Below are 19224 nucleotides of genomic sequence, written 5' to 3' on the forward strand. Positions count from 1 at the left end.
TCCTGGCTCTGCTATTACTTACTACTACTACTTCTTCTTCGCCGCGCGCTTCGAGCGCAGCTGGCCCATCGTGAACGTCACCGCCAGGATGATGATGACGCCGCGAAAAATCAATTGCTGATCGACGTTCAGGCCCATCAGCACGAGCCCGTTGTTCACCATGCCCATGATGAGCGCGCCGACGATCGAGCCGACCACCGTGCCCTTGCCTCCGAACAGGCTGGTGCCGCCAATGATCACGGCGGCAATCACCATCATCAGGTCGTTCTCGCCGAGCGTGTAGCGCGCGCTCTGCAAGCGCCCCGCGTACAGGATGCCCGCGAGCGCCGCGAGGAAGGCGTTGAGCACGAGCACCAGCAGCTTGATGCGCGCGACCCGGATGCCCGAATAGAGCGCCGCCGTCTGGTTGCCGCCGCTGGCCGTCACTTCCTTGCCGAAGCGCGTGCGGTTCAGCGCCAGGTGGCCCAGCAGCGCCACCGCGAGCATCCACAGGAACAGCACCGAGACCGGTCCGACGTCGCCCGAGCCGAAGAGGAAGACGAAGCGCTCGTCGCTCACCGGAATCGACTGCAACTGCGTGATCCAGCGCGTGACGCCGGTGATGATGCCGGTCATGCCGAGCGTCACCAGGAAGGACGGGATGCCCACCACCGCGACGAACCAGCCGTTGACCAGGCCGAAGGCCGTGCCCGCGAACAGCGCGGCGCCGACGGCGAGCCAGATGGATTCGGTGGCCTGCAGCGTGAGCGCCGCCGTCACCGCCGACAGCGCCACGATGGCGCCGAAGGACAGGTCGATCTCGCCGGCGCTCAGCACGAAGGTCATGCCCACGGCCATGATGGAGATCATCGCGGTCTGGCGCGCGATGTTCATCAGGTTGTTGGTGTCGAGAAAACCCTTGTCGTGCAGGGTCGCGCTGAAAAAAATGAACAGCGCGGCGAACACGATGTAGATGACGAAGTCTCTCCAGTTCACCGGCGTCTTGCGCGCGGCTGCGGGGGCGGTGGTGTTCACGGGGGGCCCTTGTGTTTTATTGGACGGCGGCCAGCAGACTCTCTTCGGACTGCCCCTGCGCGGGCAGCTGCGCGGCGATGGTGCGCTGCTTCACGATATAGATGCGATCGCAGAAACTCGCGATCTCGCCGTACTCCGTGGACACGAACAGGGCCGCGTTGCCCTGCGCCACGTAGGCGTCGATGATGCGCATGATCTCGTGCTTGGCGTGCAGATCGACGCCGAAGGTCGGATCGTCGAGCAGCAGCACGCGCGCGCCGGTGCTCAGGCAGCGTGCCACCACCACCTTCTGCTGGTTGCCGCCCGACAGAAAGCGCGTGATCTGCTCCGGCCCCGTGGTCTTCACGCCCAGCTGGTGTATGAACTGCTGCACGATGCCGCGCGAGCGGCGGCGATCGAGCAGCAGCGGCGCAGCCATCTGGCGGTGGATCGACATCAGCGTGTTGTCGCTGACGCTGAAGTCCAGCACCAGGCCCTGGCTGCGGCGGTCCTCGGGAACGAGGTGGATGCCCGCATCGATGGCGTCGCGCGGGCTCCCGATGCGAACCGGTTTTCCTTCGAGCAACAGCCGGCCGCCGTGCACCGGGTCGAGGCCGAAGATCGCCTTCAGTATCTCGGTGCGGCCGCTGCCGAGCAGCCCGGCGAGCCCGACGATCTCGCCGGGATAAAGCGTCAGCGACACATTCTCCACGTGCGCCGTGCCCACGCCTTCCAGTTCAAGCAGCGGCGTCGCGCCCGGCACCACCGGTGGCCGGCTCCAGCTCGGCGCGGCATCGACGTCGCGCCCGACCATCTCGGCGATCAGCAGCGCCTGATCGACCTGCGACACCGGCGCGCTGCGCACGGCCCGGCCGTCGCGCAGCACGGTCACGCTGTCGCAGATCTCGAAGATGTCGCGCAGGTAGTGCGTGATGTAGACCATGCTCACGCCCTCGGCCCTGAGCCGCATCAGCACCGCGAAAAGCTGGTCGATCTCGTGGTTCGACAGCGACGCCGTCGGCTCGTCGAGGATCAGGATGCGCGCGTCGGTCGATAGCGCCTTGGCGATCTCCACCAGCTGCTGCTGCCCCGGGCTCAGGCTGCCCAGCAAATCGCCGGGCGAGACCTCGGCCTCGACGCCGACCTTGGCCAGCAGCGCGCGCGCGGCCGCGGCCACGCCGCGCGTGTCGATCAAGCCCAGGCCATTCGAGGCCCAGTGGCCGAGGAAGATGTTGTCCGCCACCGTCATGCTCGGCACCAGGCTCAGGTCCTGGTAGACCATGGCGATGCCGGCCGCGCGCGCGTCCTGCGGCGTGCGGAAGTGGCACTCCTCGCCGAAGACCCGGATCACGCCCTCGTCCTTGCGGTAGAGGCCGTTGAGTATCTTCATCAGTGTGGACTTGCCGGCGCCGTTGATGCCCGCGAGCGCGTGCACCTCGCCCGCGCGCAGCACGAAGTCAACGCCCTTGAGCACGGCGTTGCCGGCGAAGCCGATGCACAGGCCGCGGGCCTCGATGGCCAGCTGCGGCTGCGGCGCTGCTGTCTGGGCAGTGGCTTGCACGCTGTTGTCTCCTGCGTCCGGAAGGCGGCGCTTACTTGGCGAGCGCCTTGAGCACGCTCGGCGGCAGCGGGCGACGCAGGGCCCTTTGCCACTGCGCATCGAGGTTCGACTTCGTCACCTTCACCGCGTCCACCGTGACGAAGGCCGGCGTCGGCTTGTTCAGCAGCGCCAGCGCGCCCATGCGGGCGAGGGTCTGGCCCATGTCGAACGGCAGGTCGGACACCACGCCGGCCATGTTGCCGCCCTTCGCCATGTCGAGCACCGTGGCGGCGCCCAGGTCCATGGTCACGACCCGCAGGTCCTTGCGGCCCGCTTCGCGCGCGGCGGCGAGCACGCCCTCGGCGATGGCGTCCCAGGGCGCATAGATGGCCTTCACGCCGGGGTTCTGCGTGAGCAGAGCAGAGGCTACGACCTGGCCGTCGTTCGGGTTCGCGATGCCCTTGCTCGCGACCACGCGCACCTGCTTGTGCTCGGCCGCCAGCACGGTCTTCACCGCAGCGTCGCGCTGGTTCGTTACGTAGTAGTTGGCGTCGTGGTACATCAGCGCCACGTCGCCCTTGCCGCGAATGCTGTCGCTCAGCAGTTCGGCCGCGCTCTTGCCCATGCCGAACAGGTCGTCGGTCACGATGCCGGCGTAGTCGGTGCCGGCCTTGAAGCCTTTCGGCGCGTTGCTGATGAAGACCAGCCGGACGCCCTGCGCCACCGCCTTGCGGTAGGCCACCGCGGCCGATACCGGATCGATGACGAGCGAGATGATCATGTCGGGCCTGAGCGCCAGCACGGTCTCCAGGTCGGTCAGCTGCTTCTTGCTGTCCATCTCGGCGTCGGTCGTCGCGACGACCCGGATGCCCAGCTGGTCGAACACATCCTTGGCGCCGGCCGTGACGGCGTTCGTGAAGTCCGAGCTGGTGTGCATCAGGATCGCGGCCTTGTAGCCCTTGGTCTGGACCGCCGCCTGGTCCGTGGCGGACAGCACGACCTGCGTGTGCGGCACTGGCGCCTCGCCGTTGGGGCCGACCGTGCGGGTCACCGCCCGGGTGTCGGCCGCGCCGGCGGCCAGCGGGCCGAACGCGAGCGCCAGGGACGAGGCCAGTAGCGCCAGGGATTTGAGGGAGTTCATGCGCAGTCCTTTCGGGGTTCGTCAGGGGTTCGGATCACGGAATCAGTCAGCAGCTCATCGGGTCCGCGTCACCTTCGCAAGGTGCGGCGGCCGGTCGGGATCGAAGCCGCGGGCACGGGCCAGCGCCTCGACCATCGGATAGAAGCTCTGCACCGCGCAGACCGGGTCGAGGTCGGCGACCGCTGCCTCGGCCAGCGGCAGCACGCAGCCGGACGTGCCCGCCGGCGCCGCGAGCAGCACGCGCGCGCCGCGGGCGCGCATCTCGTCGGCGAGCGCGAGCAGGCCGGCCTGCGCCGGGCCGCGCGGCGCGAAGATCAGCATCGGGTAGCCCGCGCCGATGAGCGCCATCGGGCCGTGCCTGAGCTCGGCGCTGGAGAAGGCCTCGGCCTGCAGGCCGCAAACCTCCTTGAATTTCAGCGCCGCTTCGAGCGCCACAGGCAGGCCCGTGCCGCGGCTGATCACGAACAGGCGGTCGGCGTCGCGCAGGGCCTCCACGGCCGCCTGCCAGTCGGCATCGACGGCGCGCTGCAGGGCCTGCGGCAGATCGGCGAGCGCGGCCCGAAACGACTTGTCGCCCTCCCACGCGCCGACGAGCCGCGCACCCGCGACCATCTGCGCGATGAAGCTCTTGGTGGCCGCGACGCTGGTCTCGGCGCCGGCGCGCAGCGCGAAGATCCATTCGGCCGCGCCGGCCAGGGGCGACTGCGCATCGTTCACGAAGGCCACCGTGCGCGCGGCCTGCGCGCGAAAGTACTGCGTGGGCGCGACGAGGTCGGGGCTCTGGCCGGATTGCGAGAAGGCCACCGACAGCATGCCCCGGGCCGCGAAGCGCGGGCGGTACAGCGTCACCAGCGACATCGGCAGCGAAGTCACCAACTGGCCCAGCCGCGCCATCGTGAGGTAGGCCATGAAGCCCGCCGCATGGTCCGAGCTGCCGCGCGCGATGGTGAGCACGCCCGTGGGCGGCTGCTCGCGCAGGTGCGCGCCCAGCGCCTCATAGGCCGCCGCGTCGGCGACGAGTTGATCGGCCACGGCGGCGGGCGCCTGCCGTGCCTCCACGAGCATTTGCGAACTCAAATGACTTCTCCTTCGACGAGAACGGATTGCAGGTCCAGGTGGCGATCGAGCACCACGAGGTCGGCCCACGCGCCGGGCGCGAGGCGGCCGCGCTCGCCCTGCCCCAGGTAGTTCGCGGCATGCGTCGAGACGCGGCGCGCGGCGTCGTCCAGCGGCAGTCCGATTTCGAACACGAGGTTGCGCAGGGCCTGGTCCATGGTCAGCGTGGAGCCGGCCAGCGTGCCGTCGGGCAGGCGCACGCCGCCCATGCACTTGCTGACCTTGTGGCGGCCGAGCATGTAGTCGCCATCGGGCATGCCCGTGGCGGCGGTCGAATCGGTGACGCAAAACAGGCACGGGATCGCACGCAGCGCCACGCGGATCGCGCCGGGGTGCACGTGCACCAGGTCCGGAATGATCTCGGCGTACTGCGCGTGCGCCAGCGCCGCGCCCACCATGCCGGGTTCGCGGTGGTGCAGCCCGGTCATCGCGTTGAACAGATGCGTGAAGCCGCCCGCGCCGCGCCGCAGCGCCGCCACGCCGTCCTCGTAGGTGCCCAGCGTGTGGCCGATCTGCACCTGGAAGCCTTCGGCGCGCAGCGCGTCGATGCATTCGGGCTTGCCGAGAATCTCCGGCGCCAGCGTGACGAGCCGGATCGGCGCGAGCGCGTGCAGCATGCGCAGTTCGTCGAGCGCGGCGGGCCGCGCGTAGTTGGGTTGCGCGCCGAGCTTTCCGGGGTTGATGTACGGCCCTTCGAGGTGCACGCCGAGCACGCGCGCGGCGCCCTTCGGCCGTGCGCGGCACACGCCGCCGAGCGCGCCCATGGCCACGCTGAGGTCGGAGGTCGGCGCGGTCATCGTGGTGGCCAGCAGCGCGGTGGTGCCGTGCCGCGCATGCAGCGTGCTCACATGCCGGGCCGCGTCGCCGCCTTCCATGACGTCGTGGCCGCCACCGCCGTGCACGTGGATGTCGATGAAGCCCGGCAGCACGATGCGCTCGGCGCTGCCGCGCACGTCGTCCACGCCGACCGGTGTGCCTTCGATGCGCTGGATGCGCCCTGCGTGCATGGCGAGTTCGCCGTGCACGAAGCCGTCGGGCGTGAGGATGTGGCCGGAAATTTTCATGTCAGCGGTTTCTTGTGCGCGGTCCAGGGCTCAGCGCCGCATCTCGATGACGAAGTCGTAGCAGTCGCTGCGGCAATAGGAATGGGTCAGCTCGACCACCTGTCCGCTGGCCAGGTAGCCGATGCGGGTGACGAAGAACACGGCAGCGCCGACCGGCAGCTCGAGCCTCTCGGCGAGCTTCATGTCGGCGTTCAGTGTGCGGATGTGCTGCAGCGCGCGCACCGGCGCGTTCCCGCTGCGCGCGAGGTATTCGTACAGCGAAGCATCGACGGCCTCGGGGTTCGGCAGCACGCTCTGCGGAATGGCGCTCACCTCATACGCCAGCACCGCTTCCTCGGCCAAACGCAGGCGCTCGAGCCGCGCGACGCGGGCGCCGGGCGAGAGCCCGAGCGGCAGCAGTTCGTCGGGAAGCGCCGCGGAAACGCTGCGCTGTAGCCAGCGCGAATGGGGGGTGTAGCCGCGCTGGCGCAACTCCTCGGAAAAGCTCGTGAGGCGCGACAGCGGCTGCTCCAGCCGCAGCGCGACATAGTTGCCCGATCCGCGCTTGCGCACAATCAGGCCCTGATCGACCAGCTGGTCGATGGCCTTGCGCGCGGTCACGCGCGATACGCTCAGCGACTCCGACAGCGCGCGCTCCGAGGGCAGGGCCGCGTCGGCTTCGAAGCGGCCCTCGCGGATGCCCTCAGCCAGCATCTGGGCGAGTTGCACATACAGCGGAGAGCTGTTGCCGGGATCGAGCTTGATATCGAGGTTCTGGTTTTTCATGGCAGCGAAGGTGTTGGATCACCCCAGCGCGCGGCGCACCAGGTGGATGGCGCCATCGACCGCGTTGCCCGCGGGCTCCACGCGGCGCGTCTGGCAGGCGGGCGACAGGCGCGGAGCCAGGCGCTGACCGATGCTGCCGCACACCGCCAGCGGCAGGCGCTGCCCTGCGTCGAGCGCGAGCGCCAGTGCGTCGAGCGCCTGCGCAGCGCGCTGCAGCAGCTGCGCGGCGGCGAGGTCGCAGGCCTCATGCTCGAACACCAGCGGCGCGAGCCGGGCATAGGCGAACTGGCCCGCAGCCTCGCACCAGGCCAAGAGCTTGTCGCGCGTGTCGCCGCACAGGTCCCACACGGCGTGCACCAGCGGCCCGCCAGGCAGTCGGCCATCGACGGCCCAGTGCGCGAGTTGGACCGCGTGCTGGCCCAGCCAGGCGCCGCTGCCTTCATCGCCGAAGGGAAAGCCCCAGCCACCCACGCTCAGGTGCGCGCCGTCTTCGCACAGGGCTTCGCCGACGCTGCCCGTGCCGGCCACCACGATGGCGCCAGGCCGGCCAGCGTGCGCGCCGGTGAGCGTGGCAAAGGCATCGGTGAAAAGCTCCACCCGGCCATAGACCCGCTGCGCCGCGCAGGTCTTCTGGAGCGCGAGGAACTCCGCGCACCAGCCCACGTTGTGGACCCCGGACAGGCCAAGGCCCAGCGCACAGCGCGCGGCCTCGAACCCGTCCAGCCTGGCTGCGGCCACGGCCGCATCGACCGCGCGGTGGATCTCCACCCAGGCCTGCGGCCGCCCCTGCCCCAGTGCCGACGGGCCAGCCTGGCCATGGCCCAGCACGCTCCCATCGCGCCGCAGCAACAGCGCACGCGTGCCGGAGCCGCCACCATCCACACCCACCAAGTAGTCGATCATCTGGCCGCCCCGAATGCTTGAAGCGACAAAACCAATTTTCTGATGATGAATACCAGCTGCGCAGGAAGATACTCGAGAAGCGGGTCATGAAGGCTTGGCATTCCGGAATTTCCTTTGGATACGTCAAGGAAACACGCCCTCCAGGGGCGTGGCCCGGGGAGTATAACCAATACAAGTCCACTTTAACAAGCTATCTTTTGTGGTATGGGACCGCGGGCGGTGTCAGCGAGCGCATACACTCCCGGCGGTGTCCTTGTTCAAAGCCGCTTCCACCGTCTCCCTGCTGACCCTGGCGTCCCGCGTGACGGGTCTGATGCGCGATCTGCTGATGGCTTCGGTGTTCGGGGCCAGCGCCTTGACCGACGCCTTCAACGTCGCCTTCCGCATTCCCAACCTGTTTCGTCGGCTCTTTGCCGAAGGGGCGTTCAGCCAGGCCTTCGTTCCGGTGCTCGCCAGCACCCGGGCGCAGCAGGGCGAAGAGGCCGCGCACCGGCTGATTGCCGCCGTGAGCACGGCCCTGACCTGGACGCTGCTGCTTTGCTGCCTGCTGGGGGTGCTGGGGGCTCCGGTCCTGGTCTGGGCGCTGGCCAGCGGCCTGCATCAGAGCGCCGGGGCGTACGACGCGGCGGTGCTCATGACGCGCTGGATGTTCCCCTACATCGGGTGCATGTCGCTGCTTGCGCTGGCGGCCGGAGTGCTCAATACCTGGAAGCATTTCGCCATTCCCGCCGCAGCGCCGGTGCTGCTCAACGTCTGCATGATCGGCGCCGCCTGGTGGGGCGCGCCGCAGTTCCAGGCGCGCGGCGTGGAGCCGATTTTTGCCATGGCGGGCGGGGTGATGCTCGGCGGTGTGCTGCAACTGGCCGTGCAGTTGCCCGTGCTCGCACGGCTCGGCCTGCTGCCGCGCATCGGCACGACCTGGGGGACCTTGCGCGCCGCCTGGGCAGAGCCGGGCGTGCGCCGGATGCTGGGGCTCATGGCGCCCGTCCTGCTGGGGGTGGGGGTGGCGCAGATCTCGCTGATGATCAACACCCAGATCGCGTCGTACCTCACGCCGGGCAGCGTGACCTGGCTTTTTTACGCGGACCGCCTGATGGAGTTCCCCACGGCGCTGCTCGGCGTGGCCCTGGGCGTGGTGCTCACGCCGCAGCTCGCGGCGGCCAAGGCGGCGGACGATGCGCAGCAATACTCCGCGCTGCTGGACTGGGGCCTGCGCAGCGTGCTGCTGCTGAGCGTGCCCTGCGCGGTGGCGCTGCTCACGTTTTCCACGCCGCTGGTGGCGACGCTGTTCCACCACGGCAAACTGGCCGACGGCGACGTGGGCCGGATCGCCGTGGCGCTGTCCGGCTACGGTGCGGGCCTGCTCGGGCTGGTGGCGATCAAGGTGCTCGCGCCCGGCTACTACGCCAGCCAGGACATGCGCACCCCCGTCAGGATCGCCATCGTGGTGCTGCTGCTCACGCAGTTGCTGAACCTGCTGCTGGTTCCCCTGATCGCCCACGCCGGCCTGGCCCTGTCGATCGGCCTGGGCGCGCTCGTCAACGCCCTGTGGCTGCTCGCGGGATTGCTGCGGCGCGGCAGCTACCAGCCCCGACCGGGCTGGGGCCGGTTTGCGCTGCAGGTGTTCGCAGCCAGCGCCGTGCTCGCGCTCTGGCTGCTCTGGGGTGCGCAGCATTTCGATTGGCTCGCGCTGCGCGCCGCCGGAGCCCGGCGCGCCGGCCTGCTGGCGCTGCTCATGCTCGGGGCTGCGGGGCTGTACTTTGGCGCGCTCCGGGCTACCGGCCTCAGGCTGCACCAGATGCTGCGGCGCTAGTTTTTGCCCCGAAGTTGGCGTGCATGGCGGCTGGCATTCAGTTGCGGGCGGGCGCGAGCACGTACGAGACGTCCGGTTTGCGCTGTGTCGCGATCCAGCGTTCGAAGCGCAGCGTCTGCATGTTGAAATAGCCCAGCCGGTCGTCGTCCTGGCTGACGAAGGCCAGGGGCCGCGTGGGGTGAAAGCTCAGCGCGATGGCGCGTGCGCCCATGGGGACATGCGCCAGCTCGCGCAGGCTGCCGGGGTCGACCACGGACAGGCTGCGCGCGCCATAGTTGGTCACGAGCAGCCGGCCGTCGCGGTGCAGGTACAGGCGCGTCGCGTCGTCGCGCGAGGGCACCTGGTATTTGATCTGCATGCTCGTGCAGTCGATGGCGCACAGGGTGTTGCTCCAGCGGCAGCTCACGTACAGGGTCTTTTCGTCCGCGCTCAGCGCGCAGCCTTCGGGCTTCTCACCCGGAGCGCAGGCCACGGGGGCGCAGGTGGGGTCGTGCGGGCGGATCCTGGTCACGGTGTGCGACAGCAGGTTCAGCGCATAGGCCGTCTGCCCGTCGCGGGTCAGGGCAAACAGGTGGCTCTTGATTCCCCCCGTGCCCACGACGCGCCGTGGGGCGTTGTCGGTTTCGGGATGCTCCAGCACCACGAGTTGCGCGCGCTCCTCGCTCAGCGCGTACAGGCGGTCCTGCGCGTCCATCTGCATGCCGTGCAAGCGGTTGAAGGGCGCGACGTCGATGCTGCGCACGTGCTTGCGCCGGGCGATGTCGATCTGAAAGACGTGCGTGCCGCCGACCCCCGTGTGGCCCGCGGTTTCCACGCCGTAGTGGCCGATGTAGGCGTAGGCTTGGCGCGAATCGACGACGAACTCATGCGGAAAGTCGGGCAGCGCGATGCTGGTCAGGCGCGCGCCGCTGTCGAGGTCGTAATAACTCAGGCAGTGGCTGGATTTTTCCACCAGCATCAGGGTGTCGCGGGTCATGGCTTGCCCTGGTAGCGGTCGAGCGCATGGTCGTTCGTGAAATCGACCCGATCGCGCCAGACGCTCATGCGTTCGGGGCCGATTCCGGCAGGGTCGCCGAGGCTCAGGGCAACGACCGGTTTGGCTGCTTGTGTCATGCGTGGGTGGATTCCAAGGGTCAAAGGCCGGGCAGGTGTCTGAGGCATCAGGGTGCCGGGCCCGATTGTCGGGAAAGGGGCGCTGACCATAAATTCAAAATTTAGACACAATCAATAACTAAGCCTTACGATTATCCCCGGATTTTCCCGTCACTCAGAAGCCATTGCCGTATGCCCGATCACCGCCATCCCCTTGTTTCGCAGCTCTTCAACCGCCTGCGCATGCGCCAGTTGGCGCTGGTCCTGGCGTTCGCCGAGCACGGCACATTGCGCCGCGCCGCAGCCGAACTGGGGATGAGCCAGCCCGCGGCCACGAAGATGATTCAGGAACTCGAATCCGCACTCGGGCAACGCCTGTTCGCGCGCGAGGGCCGCGGGCAAAGGCTGACCCCCGCAGGCGAGCGCGTGCTGGACTTTTTCCAGGGCATGCGCGGGTCGATGGAATCCATGGTGCGCGAACTCGAAGAACTGCAACTGGGCAACGCCGGGCGCGTGTCGGTGGGCTGCATCATGGCGCCGCTGCCGACTTGGCTGAACCCGGCGATCATCGCGCTGAACAAGGCCTACCCGCGGGTCACGATCCAGGTGACGCTGGACACCAGCGACCAGCTCGTGGAACTGCTCGAGGACGGCTCGATCGACATCGCCATCGGGCGCGTGGCGCCGGGACACGGGGCGCAATTTTGCTTCCATCCACTGGACAACGAGTCGCTGGCCGTGGTGGTCGGCGTGGGCCACCCGCTGGCCAAAAGGAAGCTGGTCGCGTTTGCCAACCTGCTGGAGTATTCCTGGATACTCCAGCCCCCGGGAAGCCCCCTGCGCGAGGTGCTCGAGCAGGAGTTCCGCGCGCTCCAGGCGCCCCTGCCGCGCGGCCTGATCGAGACCGCGTCGATCCTGTGCACGATGCGCCTGATCGCGGACACCACCATGATCGCTGTGCTTCCGCTATCGGTCGTCACGGTCTACGCCCAGCACCATCTGCTCAAAATCCTGCCCTGCCAGATCAAGCACAAGATGGGCGCATTCGGATCGATCACGCGCCAGGACCGCCCGCTGTCCGAGGCCGCACGCTATTTCCTGTCGGCCCTGCACCGCAGCCAAGCGGCGGCGGCGGGGGCGTAGCTTGGCGGCCACCCGGTTGCGCATAGAAGACGAGGGCGACCGCGCCCGGAGAAACCCGTGGCGGGCACGAACAGGCGCATGGCCGTTCTGGCTCGCCCGCGGTCCCCCGTTGCCACCTTGACAATCCCCTGCCGCAGCCATGCCGGCGCCTGTAAGATCGACGCAGACGGCACGGGGAATGCGGCAGGACGGGACGACGCGGGCAATGCCTCGCGGGCCGCGCGCCAATTCCTGCCCGCCCCCCATTTAACTTTCACCCCCCACCGACCCAGAAAGCACCCCATGGACATGAAGACCTCCCCCCTGACGCTGCTCAAGGACCCCACGCTGCTCAAGACCGACGGCCTGATCGATGGCCAGTGGCGGACCGCAAGCAGCCGCTTCGACGTCATCGACCCGGCCACCGGCTGCAAGCTCGCCGACGTCGCCAACCTCGGCCCGGCCGATGCCCAGGCCGCCATCGCCGCAGCCGACGCAGCCTGGGGCCCCTGGAGGGCGCGGACCGCCAAAGAACGCAGCGTCCTCCTGCGCAAATGGCACGACCTGCTCATGGCCCACCAGGACGACCTGGGCCGCATCATGACCGCCGAGCAGGGCAAGCCGCTGGCCGAGGCCAAGGGCGAGGTCGCCTACGCCGCGAGCTTCGTCGAGTGGTTTGCCGAAGAAGCCAAGCGCATCAACGGCGAGACCCTGCCCACGTTCGACAACAACCGCCGCCTGCTGGTGCTGCGGCAGCCCATCGGCGTGTGCGCAGCGATCACGCCCTGGAACTTCCCGCTGGCCATGATCACGCGCAAGGTGGCGCCGGCTCTGGCGGCCGGCTGCACCGTGGTCATCAAGCCGGCCGAATTGACGCCGCTCACGGCGCTGGCCGCGACCGAACTGGCGCTGCGCGCGGGAATCCCGGCGGGCGTCCTGAACGTCCTGCCCGCCGACAGCGAGCAATCCATCGCCATCGGCAAGCTGCTGTGCGCCAGCGAACGGGTGCGCCACATCAGCTTCACGGGCTCCACCGAAGTGGGCCGCATCCTGATGGCGCAAAGCGCCCCCACGGTGAAAAAGATATCGCTGGAACTGGGCGGAAACGCGCCCTTCATCGTTTTCGACGACGCCGACATCGACAGCGCCGTGGCAGGCGCCTTCGTCAGCAAGTACCGCAACGCCGGCCAGACCTGCGTGTGTTCCAACCGCATCTACGTGCAGGAAAAAGTCTACGACGAGTTCGTGCAAAAGTTCGCCGCCAAGGTCTTGACCGCCAAGGTCGGCAACGGCTTCGACGCCGAAGTCAACCAGGGCCCGCTCATCGAGGAGGCTGCAGTGCTCAAGGTGCAGCGCCATGTGGACGACGCCGTTGCCAAGGGCGCGAAGGTGGTGACCGGCGGTCGGCGCCTGCAAAACCTCGGATCGGGCCAATTCTTCGAGCCCACCGTGCTCGCCGACGCCACGTCCGACATGCTCTGCGCCCGCGAAGAAACCTTTGGCCCCGTGGCGCCGATTTTCAAGTTCAAGACCGAGCAGGAAGCCATTGCCGCCGCCAACGACACCGAGTTCGGCCTGGCCAGCTACTTCTACAGCCGCGACATGGGCCGCATCTTCCGCGTGGGCGAGGCGCTGGAATACGGCATGGTCGGAATCAACGTGGGCGTCCTGGCGACCGAGCACGTGCCCTTTGGCGGCGTCAAGCAGTCCGGCCTGGGCCGCGAAGGCTCGCACCACGGAATCGACGACTACGTGGAAATCAAATACCTGTGCCTGGGGGATATCCAGAACACCCGGTAGGCCAACGCGCGATGCATGCGATTGAATACACCCGCGCAGCCGAACTGCCCGCGATCCTCGCCCGGCGCATCGCCATTCTCGACGGCGCCATGGGAACCATGATCCAGCGCCTGAAGCTGGGCGAGGCGCAGTACCGCGGCCAGGGCTACACCGGACCCGACGGCGCAGACGGGCGCTTCCAGGCGCATGCGCGCGACGTCAAGGGAAACAACGAGCTGCTGAGCATCACCCGCCCGGACGTGGTGCGCGATATCCACGAACGCTATCTGGCCGCCGGCGCCGACCTGATCGAGACGAATACCTTTGGCGCCACCAGCGTGGCGCAGGAGGACTACGGCATGGCCCCACTGGCGCGCGAGATGAACCTGCGCTCGGCCCAATTGGCGCGTGCCGCCTGCGACCGCTACGCAACGCCGGACAGGCCGCGCTTCGTCGCCGGCGCCCTGGGCCCCACGCCGAAGACCGCGAGCATCAGCCCCGACGTGAACGACCCGGGCGCCCGGAATATCGATTTCGAACAGCTGCGCGCCACCTACTACGAGCAGACCGAGGCGCTGGTCGAAGGCGGCGCCGACCTGCTGCTCGTCGAGACGGTGTTTGACACCCTGAACGCCAAAGCCGCGCTGTTTGCCATCGACGAGTACTTCGAGCACAGCGGCGAGCGCCTGCCGATCATCGTCAGCGGCACGGTGACCGACGCCTCGGGCCGCATCCTCTCGGGCCAGACCGTCACGGCCTTCTGGCACAGCGTGCGCCACTGCCGTCCGCTGGCCATCGGCCTCAATTGCGCGCTCGGCGCGACGCTGATGCGCCCGTACATCCAGGAACTGAACCGGGTGGCGCAGGACTGCTTCATCAGCTGCTACCCCAACGCCGGCCTGCCCAACCCCATGAGCGACACCGGCTTTGACGAAACGCCGGAAATCACCAGCCGCCTGCTGCACGAATTCGCCGCCGAGGGGCTGGTGAACATCCTCGGCGGCTGCTGCGGCACCACGCCCGAGCATATTCGCGCGATTGCCCTGTCCGTGGAAAAGATGCCCGCGCGCAAGATGTTCTACCCGGCCGACGCCTGAGGGCCGCTTGGCGCTGACTTCATCACCGATGAAGGCATCGCAACGCCAGGGGCAGGCTACGCGGGATTTGGAAACGGGTACTTGTCCGGCTCGATGGCAGCAAGGGTGGCGATGGTTGCGGGGGTGACCGAAGCGACGAGACCGACCCGCTGCCGCGCACGGCGAAGGAAGAACGGTTCAATCAACCTGAATCCGCGATCATCCTTTGACTGGTAGTAGCGAAAGATCCAGTACGCGATGAGGTCCGCCAACTGAATCAACCGCGATGCCCTTGAGTCAAGAAAGAGCGGGACCTCCGCGAAGTTCCGCAAACGCCCCCCGAGTTGGTGGCCCTGGTGTTTGAACAGCGACGAAAGGGCTTGAAGTTTTTGTTCATACGAAGCCTTGTCGCAAACGACGAGCCCCCTCTGCGGGTCCTGGTGTCTGGTCCACATATCTGCCAGATACTGATCGAATTGATGTGCAACGGCTTCGAATGAGCGTTCAAGAATCTGATTGAGCGGCAGCGTGGACTTTTCAATCACCGAGGCGAAGACGCGCAGCTTCAGTTGTTGATTTCCAAGCAGCGACAAGATATCGACTACCGCCTGCACACGCTCGGCAGGAGCGATGCCCGACCAATCGCCCTTGCCTGCGTGCATGGGCGACCCGTGGAATTCAACGGACGAAGGATCCGCAGCATTGAACCGCGCGGCGATGGGGCTGATGCGGGAGTCCAGCCAATGCGTCGAACGCTCGAACACGGCGACGCCCGCGAGGACGAAGAAATTGCTGCCCGGGTCCTGTGGGTGACCAGACTCGTCGAGGTACAACAGATACAAGCTGACTCCCACAAGCGGCGCAGGAGCCTCTTGCGTCGGAGGCCACTGACACCGGCCCGGCATCATCCGGGTGCACAGCGGGTGGTTCGAGAGTTTGAGGCCCTGGTTGCATCCGCAACCGAGGTCCCCTTGCCCTTCCCTTCCCCAAATGAAGACGGGCCGCGAAGCCGCGGCCCGTCAGGAATTTGGTAGGCCAAGTGGAACAATCGTCCAACGCACCGTGATCGACAGCACTCCTGGCCCGGGGCGTATCTTAGCTTGGACGCTTTGAGATGGCAAGCAGCGGGGAAACTCTGACGCCCAAGTCAGCGAAAGAGCGGCTGCGGCACCGTGCGCAGTTCCCCTTCAAGGCCGCTCATGTAGTTCGCCAGGGCCTTGAGCTCGGCGTTGCTCAACTGCTTGACTGCAACCGCCATGGCGGCGTTGCTGCGGCCAATCCGGGCGTTTTTCTCGGCCTTGTAGGACTTCAGCGCCACCAGCAGGTAGTCGGCGTGCTGGCCTGCGACCTTGGGGAACGCCGGGTCGGTGGGTTTGGAAAATTGGGCGCCGTGGCAGGAAACGCAGTCCCCTTTTTGCATGAGTTCGGCCACCCGCGCGCCGGGTTCGCGGGCGGACGCGGCGGGCCGTTCGGCGGCGGCGCTCTTGCCATGCTGCTCGTAGTACGCGGCCAGATCGGCGATGTCCTGCTCGCTCAGCGACTCGGCGATGCTGCGCATCGTCGGGTGCTTGCGTTCGCCTTTTTGGTAGGCGAGCAGCGCAGCGGCGATGTATTTGCCGCTCTGGCCCGAGATCATGGGAACCTTGTGCACTTCAGGAAAACTGGCCTGGTAGCCCGCAATGCCGTGGCAGCCGATGCACATGGCGATTTTCTGTTTGCCGGCCTGCACATCCCCCTTGACTTCCTGGGCATGGGACGATGCAGTCGCGCAAGCGACAGCCAAGGCAAATAGCGTGGTCAACGTCTGGTTCATTTTGCGCGCACAATCTCGTGGAAGTTCGGCTCTGGCTGGGGACCGCGGCCGATTATAGCCAGCGCCCGTCCCGCCCATTCATCAACGATCCGCTGATTTCCCCATGAAATTCCAAGGCTCCCAGAACTACGTCGCAACCCCGGATCTGAGGCTTTCCGTGAACGCGGCGATCACGCTGCAACGCCCGCTGCTCATCAAAGGCGAGCCGGGTACCGGCAAGACAATGCTTGCCGAGGAGGTGGCGCAGGCGCTCGGCATACCGCTGCTGCAATGGCACATCAAGTCCACCACCAAGGCGCAGCAGGGGCTGTACGAGTACGACGCCGTAAGCCGCCTGCGCGACAGCCAACTCGACACGGGCGACAGCGCGGAGCGCGTCCATGACATCCGCAACTACATCGTGCGCGGCGTGCTCTGGCAGGCCTTCACCGCCGAGAGCCCGGTGGCGCTGCTGATCGACGAGATCGACAAGGCCGACATCGAGTTTCCGAACGACCTGCTGCGCGAGATTGACCGCATGGAGTTTTATTGCTACGAGACGCGTGAACTCGTCCGGGCCCGGCACCGCCCGCTGGTATTCATTACCTCGAACAACGAAAAAGAGCTGCCCGACGCCTTTCTGCGCCGTTGCTTCTTTCACTTCATCAAGTTCCCCGAGGCCGAGACGATGCGCCAGATCGTGAACGTGCATTTCCCCACGCTCAGGAGCGAGCTGCTTGGCGCGGCGCTGCAGGCGTTCTACGGGATGCGCGACCTGCCGGGCCTGAAAAAGAAACCCTCGACCAGCGAACTGCTCGACTGGCTCAAACTGCTGGTGGCCGAAGACATTGCGCCCACGGCGCTGCAAAGCGCCGACCACAAGCCCACCGTGCCGCCGCTGGTGGGTGCGCTGCTCAAGAACGAGCAGGACGTGAGCCTGTTTGAAAGGCTGGTTTTCATGAACCAGCGCAACCGGTGACGGCAAGAAACCCCGGATCGATGGAGACACAAGATCATGGCCATGGCCTTTGTAGAACCCGTCACCCTGCGCGCGCGCGGCGTGCGCCTGGAACCCCTGGCGCTGGAGCATGAAGCGGGGCTGCGCGCGGCCGCCGCCGATGGCGCCTTGTGGCGGCTGCGCGTGACCTCGGTTCCCGAGCCGCAAGACACCCGCGCCTACATCGAGGCCGCGCTCGCAATGCGCGCGGACGGCAACCGCTTCGCCTTTGCCGTGCTCGACGACGCCACGGACGAAGTGCTGGGCTGTAGCAGCTACCACGACATCATCCCCGCAGTCAGGCGCGTGGAGATTGGCTACACCTGGTACCGCAAAAGCGTGCAGCGCACCCACGTCAACACCACGGTCAAGCTGCTGCTCATGGGCCACGCCTTTGACACCCTGGGCTGCCACGTGGTGGGCTGGCGCACCGACAACTACAACTTTGCTTCGCAAAAAGCCATCGAGCGACTCGGCGCCAAGAAGGACGGCGTACTGCGCGGCCACGCGCTGCGCCGCGACGGAACCATCCGCGACACGGTGATGTACAGCATGCGCTCGGGCGAGTGGCCCGAGGCCAGGACACAGCTGCTCTACCTGTTGGAGCAACACGTGTCCGATTGACATGTGGCACGCAGCGCAGGCGCCGGGGACCAAACCATGCTGATCGACTTCTTCTACACCCTGCGTTCGGCCCGGTTGCCGGTGTCCGTCAAGGAATTTCTCACCCTGCTCCAGGCGCTGCAAGCCGGCGTGGCGGGCCCCGGGTCGGATGACGCCTGGAGCCTGGACGATTTCTACAGCCTCTCGCGCCTGATCCTGGTCAAGGACGAAAAGCACTACGACCGGTTCGACCGCGCCTTCGGCGCCTACTTCAAGGGCGTGGAAATGCGCACCGACTTCGGCCGGGAGATTCCGGCCGACTGGCTGCGCAAAACCCTGGAAAACGCGCTCACACCCGAGCAGAAGGCGGCCATCGAAAAGATGGGCTGGGACGAACTCATGGAGACGCTGAGAAAGCGCCTCGAAGAGCAGCAGGAGCGCCACGCGGGTGGCAACAAGTGGATCGGCACGGGCGGAACCAGCCCCTTTGGCCACGGCGGCTACAACCCGCAGGGAATCCGCATCGGCGGCGCGAGCCGCACCCGGAGCGCCGTGAAGGTGTGGGAGAAGCGCGTCTACCGGGACTACGACGATCAGCAGGAACTCGGAACGCGCAACATCAAGGTGGCGCTGCGCCGCCTGCGCAGGTTCGCCCGCGAGGGGCAGGAACTGGAACTGGACCTGCCCGGCACCATCCGCAGCACGGCGGTGAACGCGGGCTACCTCGACATCAGGATGCTCCCCGAGCGCCACAACACCGTGAAACTGCTGCTGCTCATGGACGTGGGCGGCACCATGGACGAGCACATCCAGCGCGTGCAAGAGCTTTTCTCCGCCGCGAAGACCGAGTTCAAGCACCTGGAGTTCTATTACTTCCACAACTGCGTGTACGACCACATGTGGAAGAACAACCGCCGCCGCTTCGCGGAAAAATTCCCCACCCGGGACATCATCCGCAAGTACAACAAGGACTACAAGCTGATCTTCGTGGGCGACGCCACCATGAGCCCCTACGAGATCCTGCAGCCCGGCGGCAGCGTGGAATACCACAACGAAGAGCCGGGCGCCGAATGGCTGCAACGCCTCACGCACGCCTTCCCCCGGCATGCCTGGATCAACCCCGAGCCCCAGGGCGTGTGGCCGTACCGCCAGAGCGTGGGCATCATCCAGCAACTCGTCGGCAACCGCATGTACCCCTTGTCCCTCAAGGGGATCGAAGAGAGCATGCGGCTGCTGTCAAAATAGGCACCCGGGTCCTTGGCGGCCGGTGCCGCACGCGCGGCAGGTCCCTTTATCCACCTGCAACATGCGAAACTGTCTGACCAAGGGCAATTGCTTTTTGGGGCATAGTCGCGTTTCGGTCGTGGGCGCTTCCCTGCGGGATCGCCCGGACCACTCCGTTTGATTGCCACAACCGCAAAACCTGTT

18 protein-coding genes are annotated in these 19224 nt (G+C 67.1%); 7 read left to right on the forward strand and 11 right to left on the reverse strand.

Features of this window, described 5'->3' with window-relative positions; translation table 11 throughout:
* Positions 1-27: 27 nt before the first annotated feature.
* The 7 genes from D5041_RS19830 to D5041_RS19860 are packed head-to-tail and all read right to left on the reverse strand — an operon-like array spanning position 28 to position 7522.
* A complete protein-coding gene (locus D5041_RS19830) occupies positions 28-1014 on the reverse strand; it encodes an ABC transporter permease (protein ID WP_010103145.1) in 987 nt (328 codons plus the stop codon).
* A 16-nt stretch (positions 1015-1030) separates the two neighbouring features.
* Positions 1031-2554 carry a sugar ABC transporter ATP-binding protein gene (locus D5041_RS19835; RefSeq protein WP_265285558.1) on the reverse strand — a complete coding sequence of 508 codons (1524 nt, stop codon included), beginning with the start codon at positions 2552-2554 and terminating at the stop codon, positions 1031-1033.
* 31 nt (positions 2555-2585) lie between these two features.
* Entirely contained in the window at positions 2586-3674 is a 1089-nt protein-coding gene (locus tag D5041_RS19840) for a substrate-binding domain-containing protein (RefSeq protein WP_265285559.1), read from the reverse strand.
* 54 nt (positions 3675-3728) lie between these two features.
* Positions 3729-4739, reverse strand: a complete 1011-nt coding sequence (locus D5041_RS19845) for an SIS domain-containing protein (RefSeq protein WP_265285769.1) — start codon at positions 4737-4739, stop codon at positions 3729-3731.
* Between the two features lie 8 nt (positions 4740-4747).
* Entirely contained in the window at positions 4748-5854 is a 1107-nt protein-coding gene (nagA, locus tag D5041_RS19850; RefSeq protein WP_265285560.1) for an N-acetylglucosamine-6-phosphate deacetylase, read from the reverse strand.
* A 30-nt stretch (positions 5855-5884) separates the two neighbouring features.
* Positions 5885-6619: a GntR family transcriptional regulator gene (locus D5041_RS19855; RefSeq protein WP_265259154.1), complete on the reverse strand. Its 735-nt coding sequence runs from the start codon at positions 6617-6619 to the stop codon at positions 5885-5887.
* Between the two features lie 18 nt (positions 6620-6637).
* Positions 6638-7522, reverse strand: coding sequence for a glucosamine kinase nucleotide-binding domain-containing protein (locus D5041_RS19860; RefSeq protein WP_265285561.1), 885 nt, complete (start codon positions 7520-7522; stop codon positions 6638-6640).
* A 247-nt stretch (positions 7523-7769) separates the two neighbouring features.
* Between D5041_RS19860 and murJ the strand changes: the two genes are divergently transcribed.
* On the forward strand, positions 7770-9335 hold the full coding sequence (gene murJ, locus D5041_RS19865; protein ID WP_010101312.1) for a murein biosynthesis integral membrane protein MurJ: 1566 nt from the start codon (positions 7770-7772) through the stop codon (positions 9333-9335).
* Between the two features lie 37 nt (positions 9336-9372).
* Here the strand turns inward: murJ and D5041_RS19870 are convergent, their stop codons facing one another.
* Both D5041_RS19870 and D5041_RS19875 read right to left on the reverse strand, forming a co-directional pair.
* Positions 9373-10311, reverse strand: a complete 939-nt coding sequence (locus tag D5041_RS19870) for a YncE family protein (RefSeq protein WP_010101314.1) — start codon at positions 10309-10311, stop codon at positions 9373-9375.
* The gene (locus tag D5041_RS19875; RefSeq protein ID WP_265285562.1) at positions 10308-10448 is read right to left on the reverse strand and encodes a hypothetical protein; all 141 of its coding nucleotides are present in this window, start codon (positions 10446-10448) and stop codon (positions 10308-10310) included. Before D5041_RS19875 ends, D5041_RS19870 begins: the two co-directional genes overlap by 4 nt.
* 171 nt (positions 10449-10619) lie before the next feature.
* On the opposite strand from D5041_RS19875, the gene D5041_RS19880 reads away from it, so the two are divergent.
* From D5041_RS19880 to D5041_RS19890, 3 genes are all read left to right on the forward strand, one after another.
* Complete coding sequence (locus D5041_RS19880; RefSeq protein ID WP_265285563.1) at positions 10620-11570, forward strand: LysR family transcriptional regulator; 951 nt, start codon at positions 10620-10622, stop codon at positions 11568-11570.
* A 282-nt stretch (positions 11571-11852) separates the two neighbouring features.
* Complete coding sequence (locus D5041_RS19885; protein WP_265285564.1) at positions 11853-13349, forward strand: NAD-dependent succinate-semialdehyde dehydrogenase; 1497 nt, start codon at positions 11853-11855, stop codon at positions 13347-13349.
* A gap of 11 nt (positions 13350-13360) precedes the next feature.
* Entirely contained in the window at positions 13361-14425 is a 1065-nt protein-coding gene (locus D5041_RS19890) for a homocysteine S-methyltransferase family protein (RefSeq protein ID WP_265259158.1), read from the forward strand.
* A 56-nt stretch (positions 14426-14481) separates the two neighbouring features.
* On the opposite strand, the gene D5041_RS19895 is transcribed toward D5041_RS19890, so the two are convergent.
* Together D5041_RS19895 and D5041_RS19900 are read right to left on the reverse strand one after the other, a co-directional pair.
* Positions 14482-15246, reverse strand: coding sequence for a DUF3800 domain-containing protein (locus D5041_RS19895; RefSeq protein WP_265285565.1), 765 nt, complete (start codon positions 15244-15246; stop codon positions 14482-14484).
* Between the two features lie 305 nt (positions 15247-15551).
* A complete protein-coding gene (locus D5041_RS19900) occupies positions 15552-16217 on the reverse strand; it encodes a c-type cytochrome (RefSeq protein ID WP_010101323.1) in 666 nt (221 codons plus the stop codon).
* Between the two features lie 103 nt (positions 16218-16320).
* Here D5041_RS19900 and D5041_RS19905 point away from each other — a divergent pair, with 103 nt between their 5' ends.
* From D5041_RS19905 to D5041_RS19915, 3 genes are read left to right on the forward strand one after another with little or no spacing between them, the layout of a single operon-like run.
* Positions 16321-17175 (forward strand): AAA family ATPase, encoded by an 855-nt coding sequence (locus D5041_RS19905; RefSeq protein ID WP_265285566.1) that lies wholly within the window; start codon positions 16321-16323, stop codon positions 17173-17175.
* 42 nt (positions 17176-17217) lie between these two features.
* Positions 17218-17817, forward strand: a complete 600-nt coding sequence (locus D5041_RS19910) for a GNAT family N-acetyltransferase (protein ID WP_010100991.1) — start codon at positions 17218-17220, stop codon at positions 17815-17817.
* A gap of 36 nt (positions 17818-17853) precedes the next feature.
* The gene (locus D5041_RS19915; RefSeq protein WP_265285567.1) at positions 17854-19041 is read left to right on the forward strand and encodes a vWA domain-containing protein; all 1188 of its coding nucleotides are present in this window, start codon (positions 17854-17856) and stop codon (positions 19039-19041) included.
* Positions 19042-19224: the final 183 nt, after the last annotated feature.

Origin of the sequence: Verminephrobacter aporrectodeae subsp. tuberculatae (genome assembly GCF_026127385.1) — a bacterium.
GTDB lineage: Bacteria > Pseudomonadota > Gammaproteobacteria > Burkholderiales > Burkholderiaceae_C > Acidovorax > Acidovorax aporrectodeae.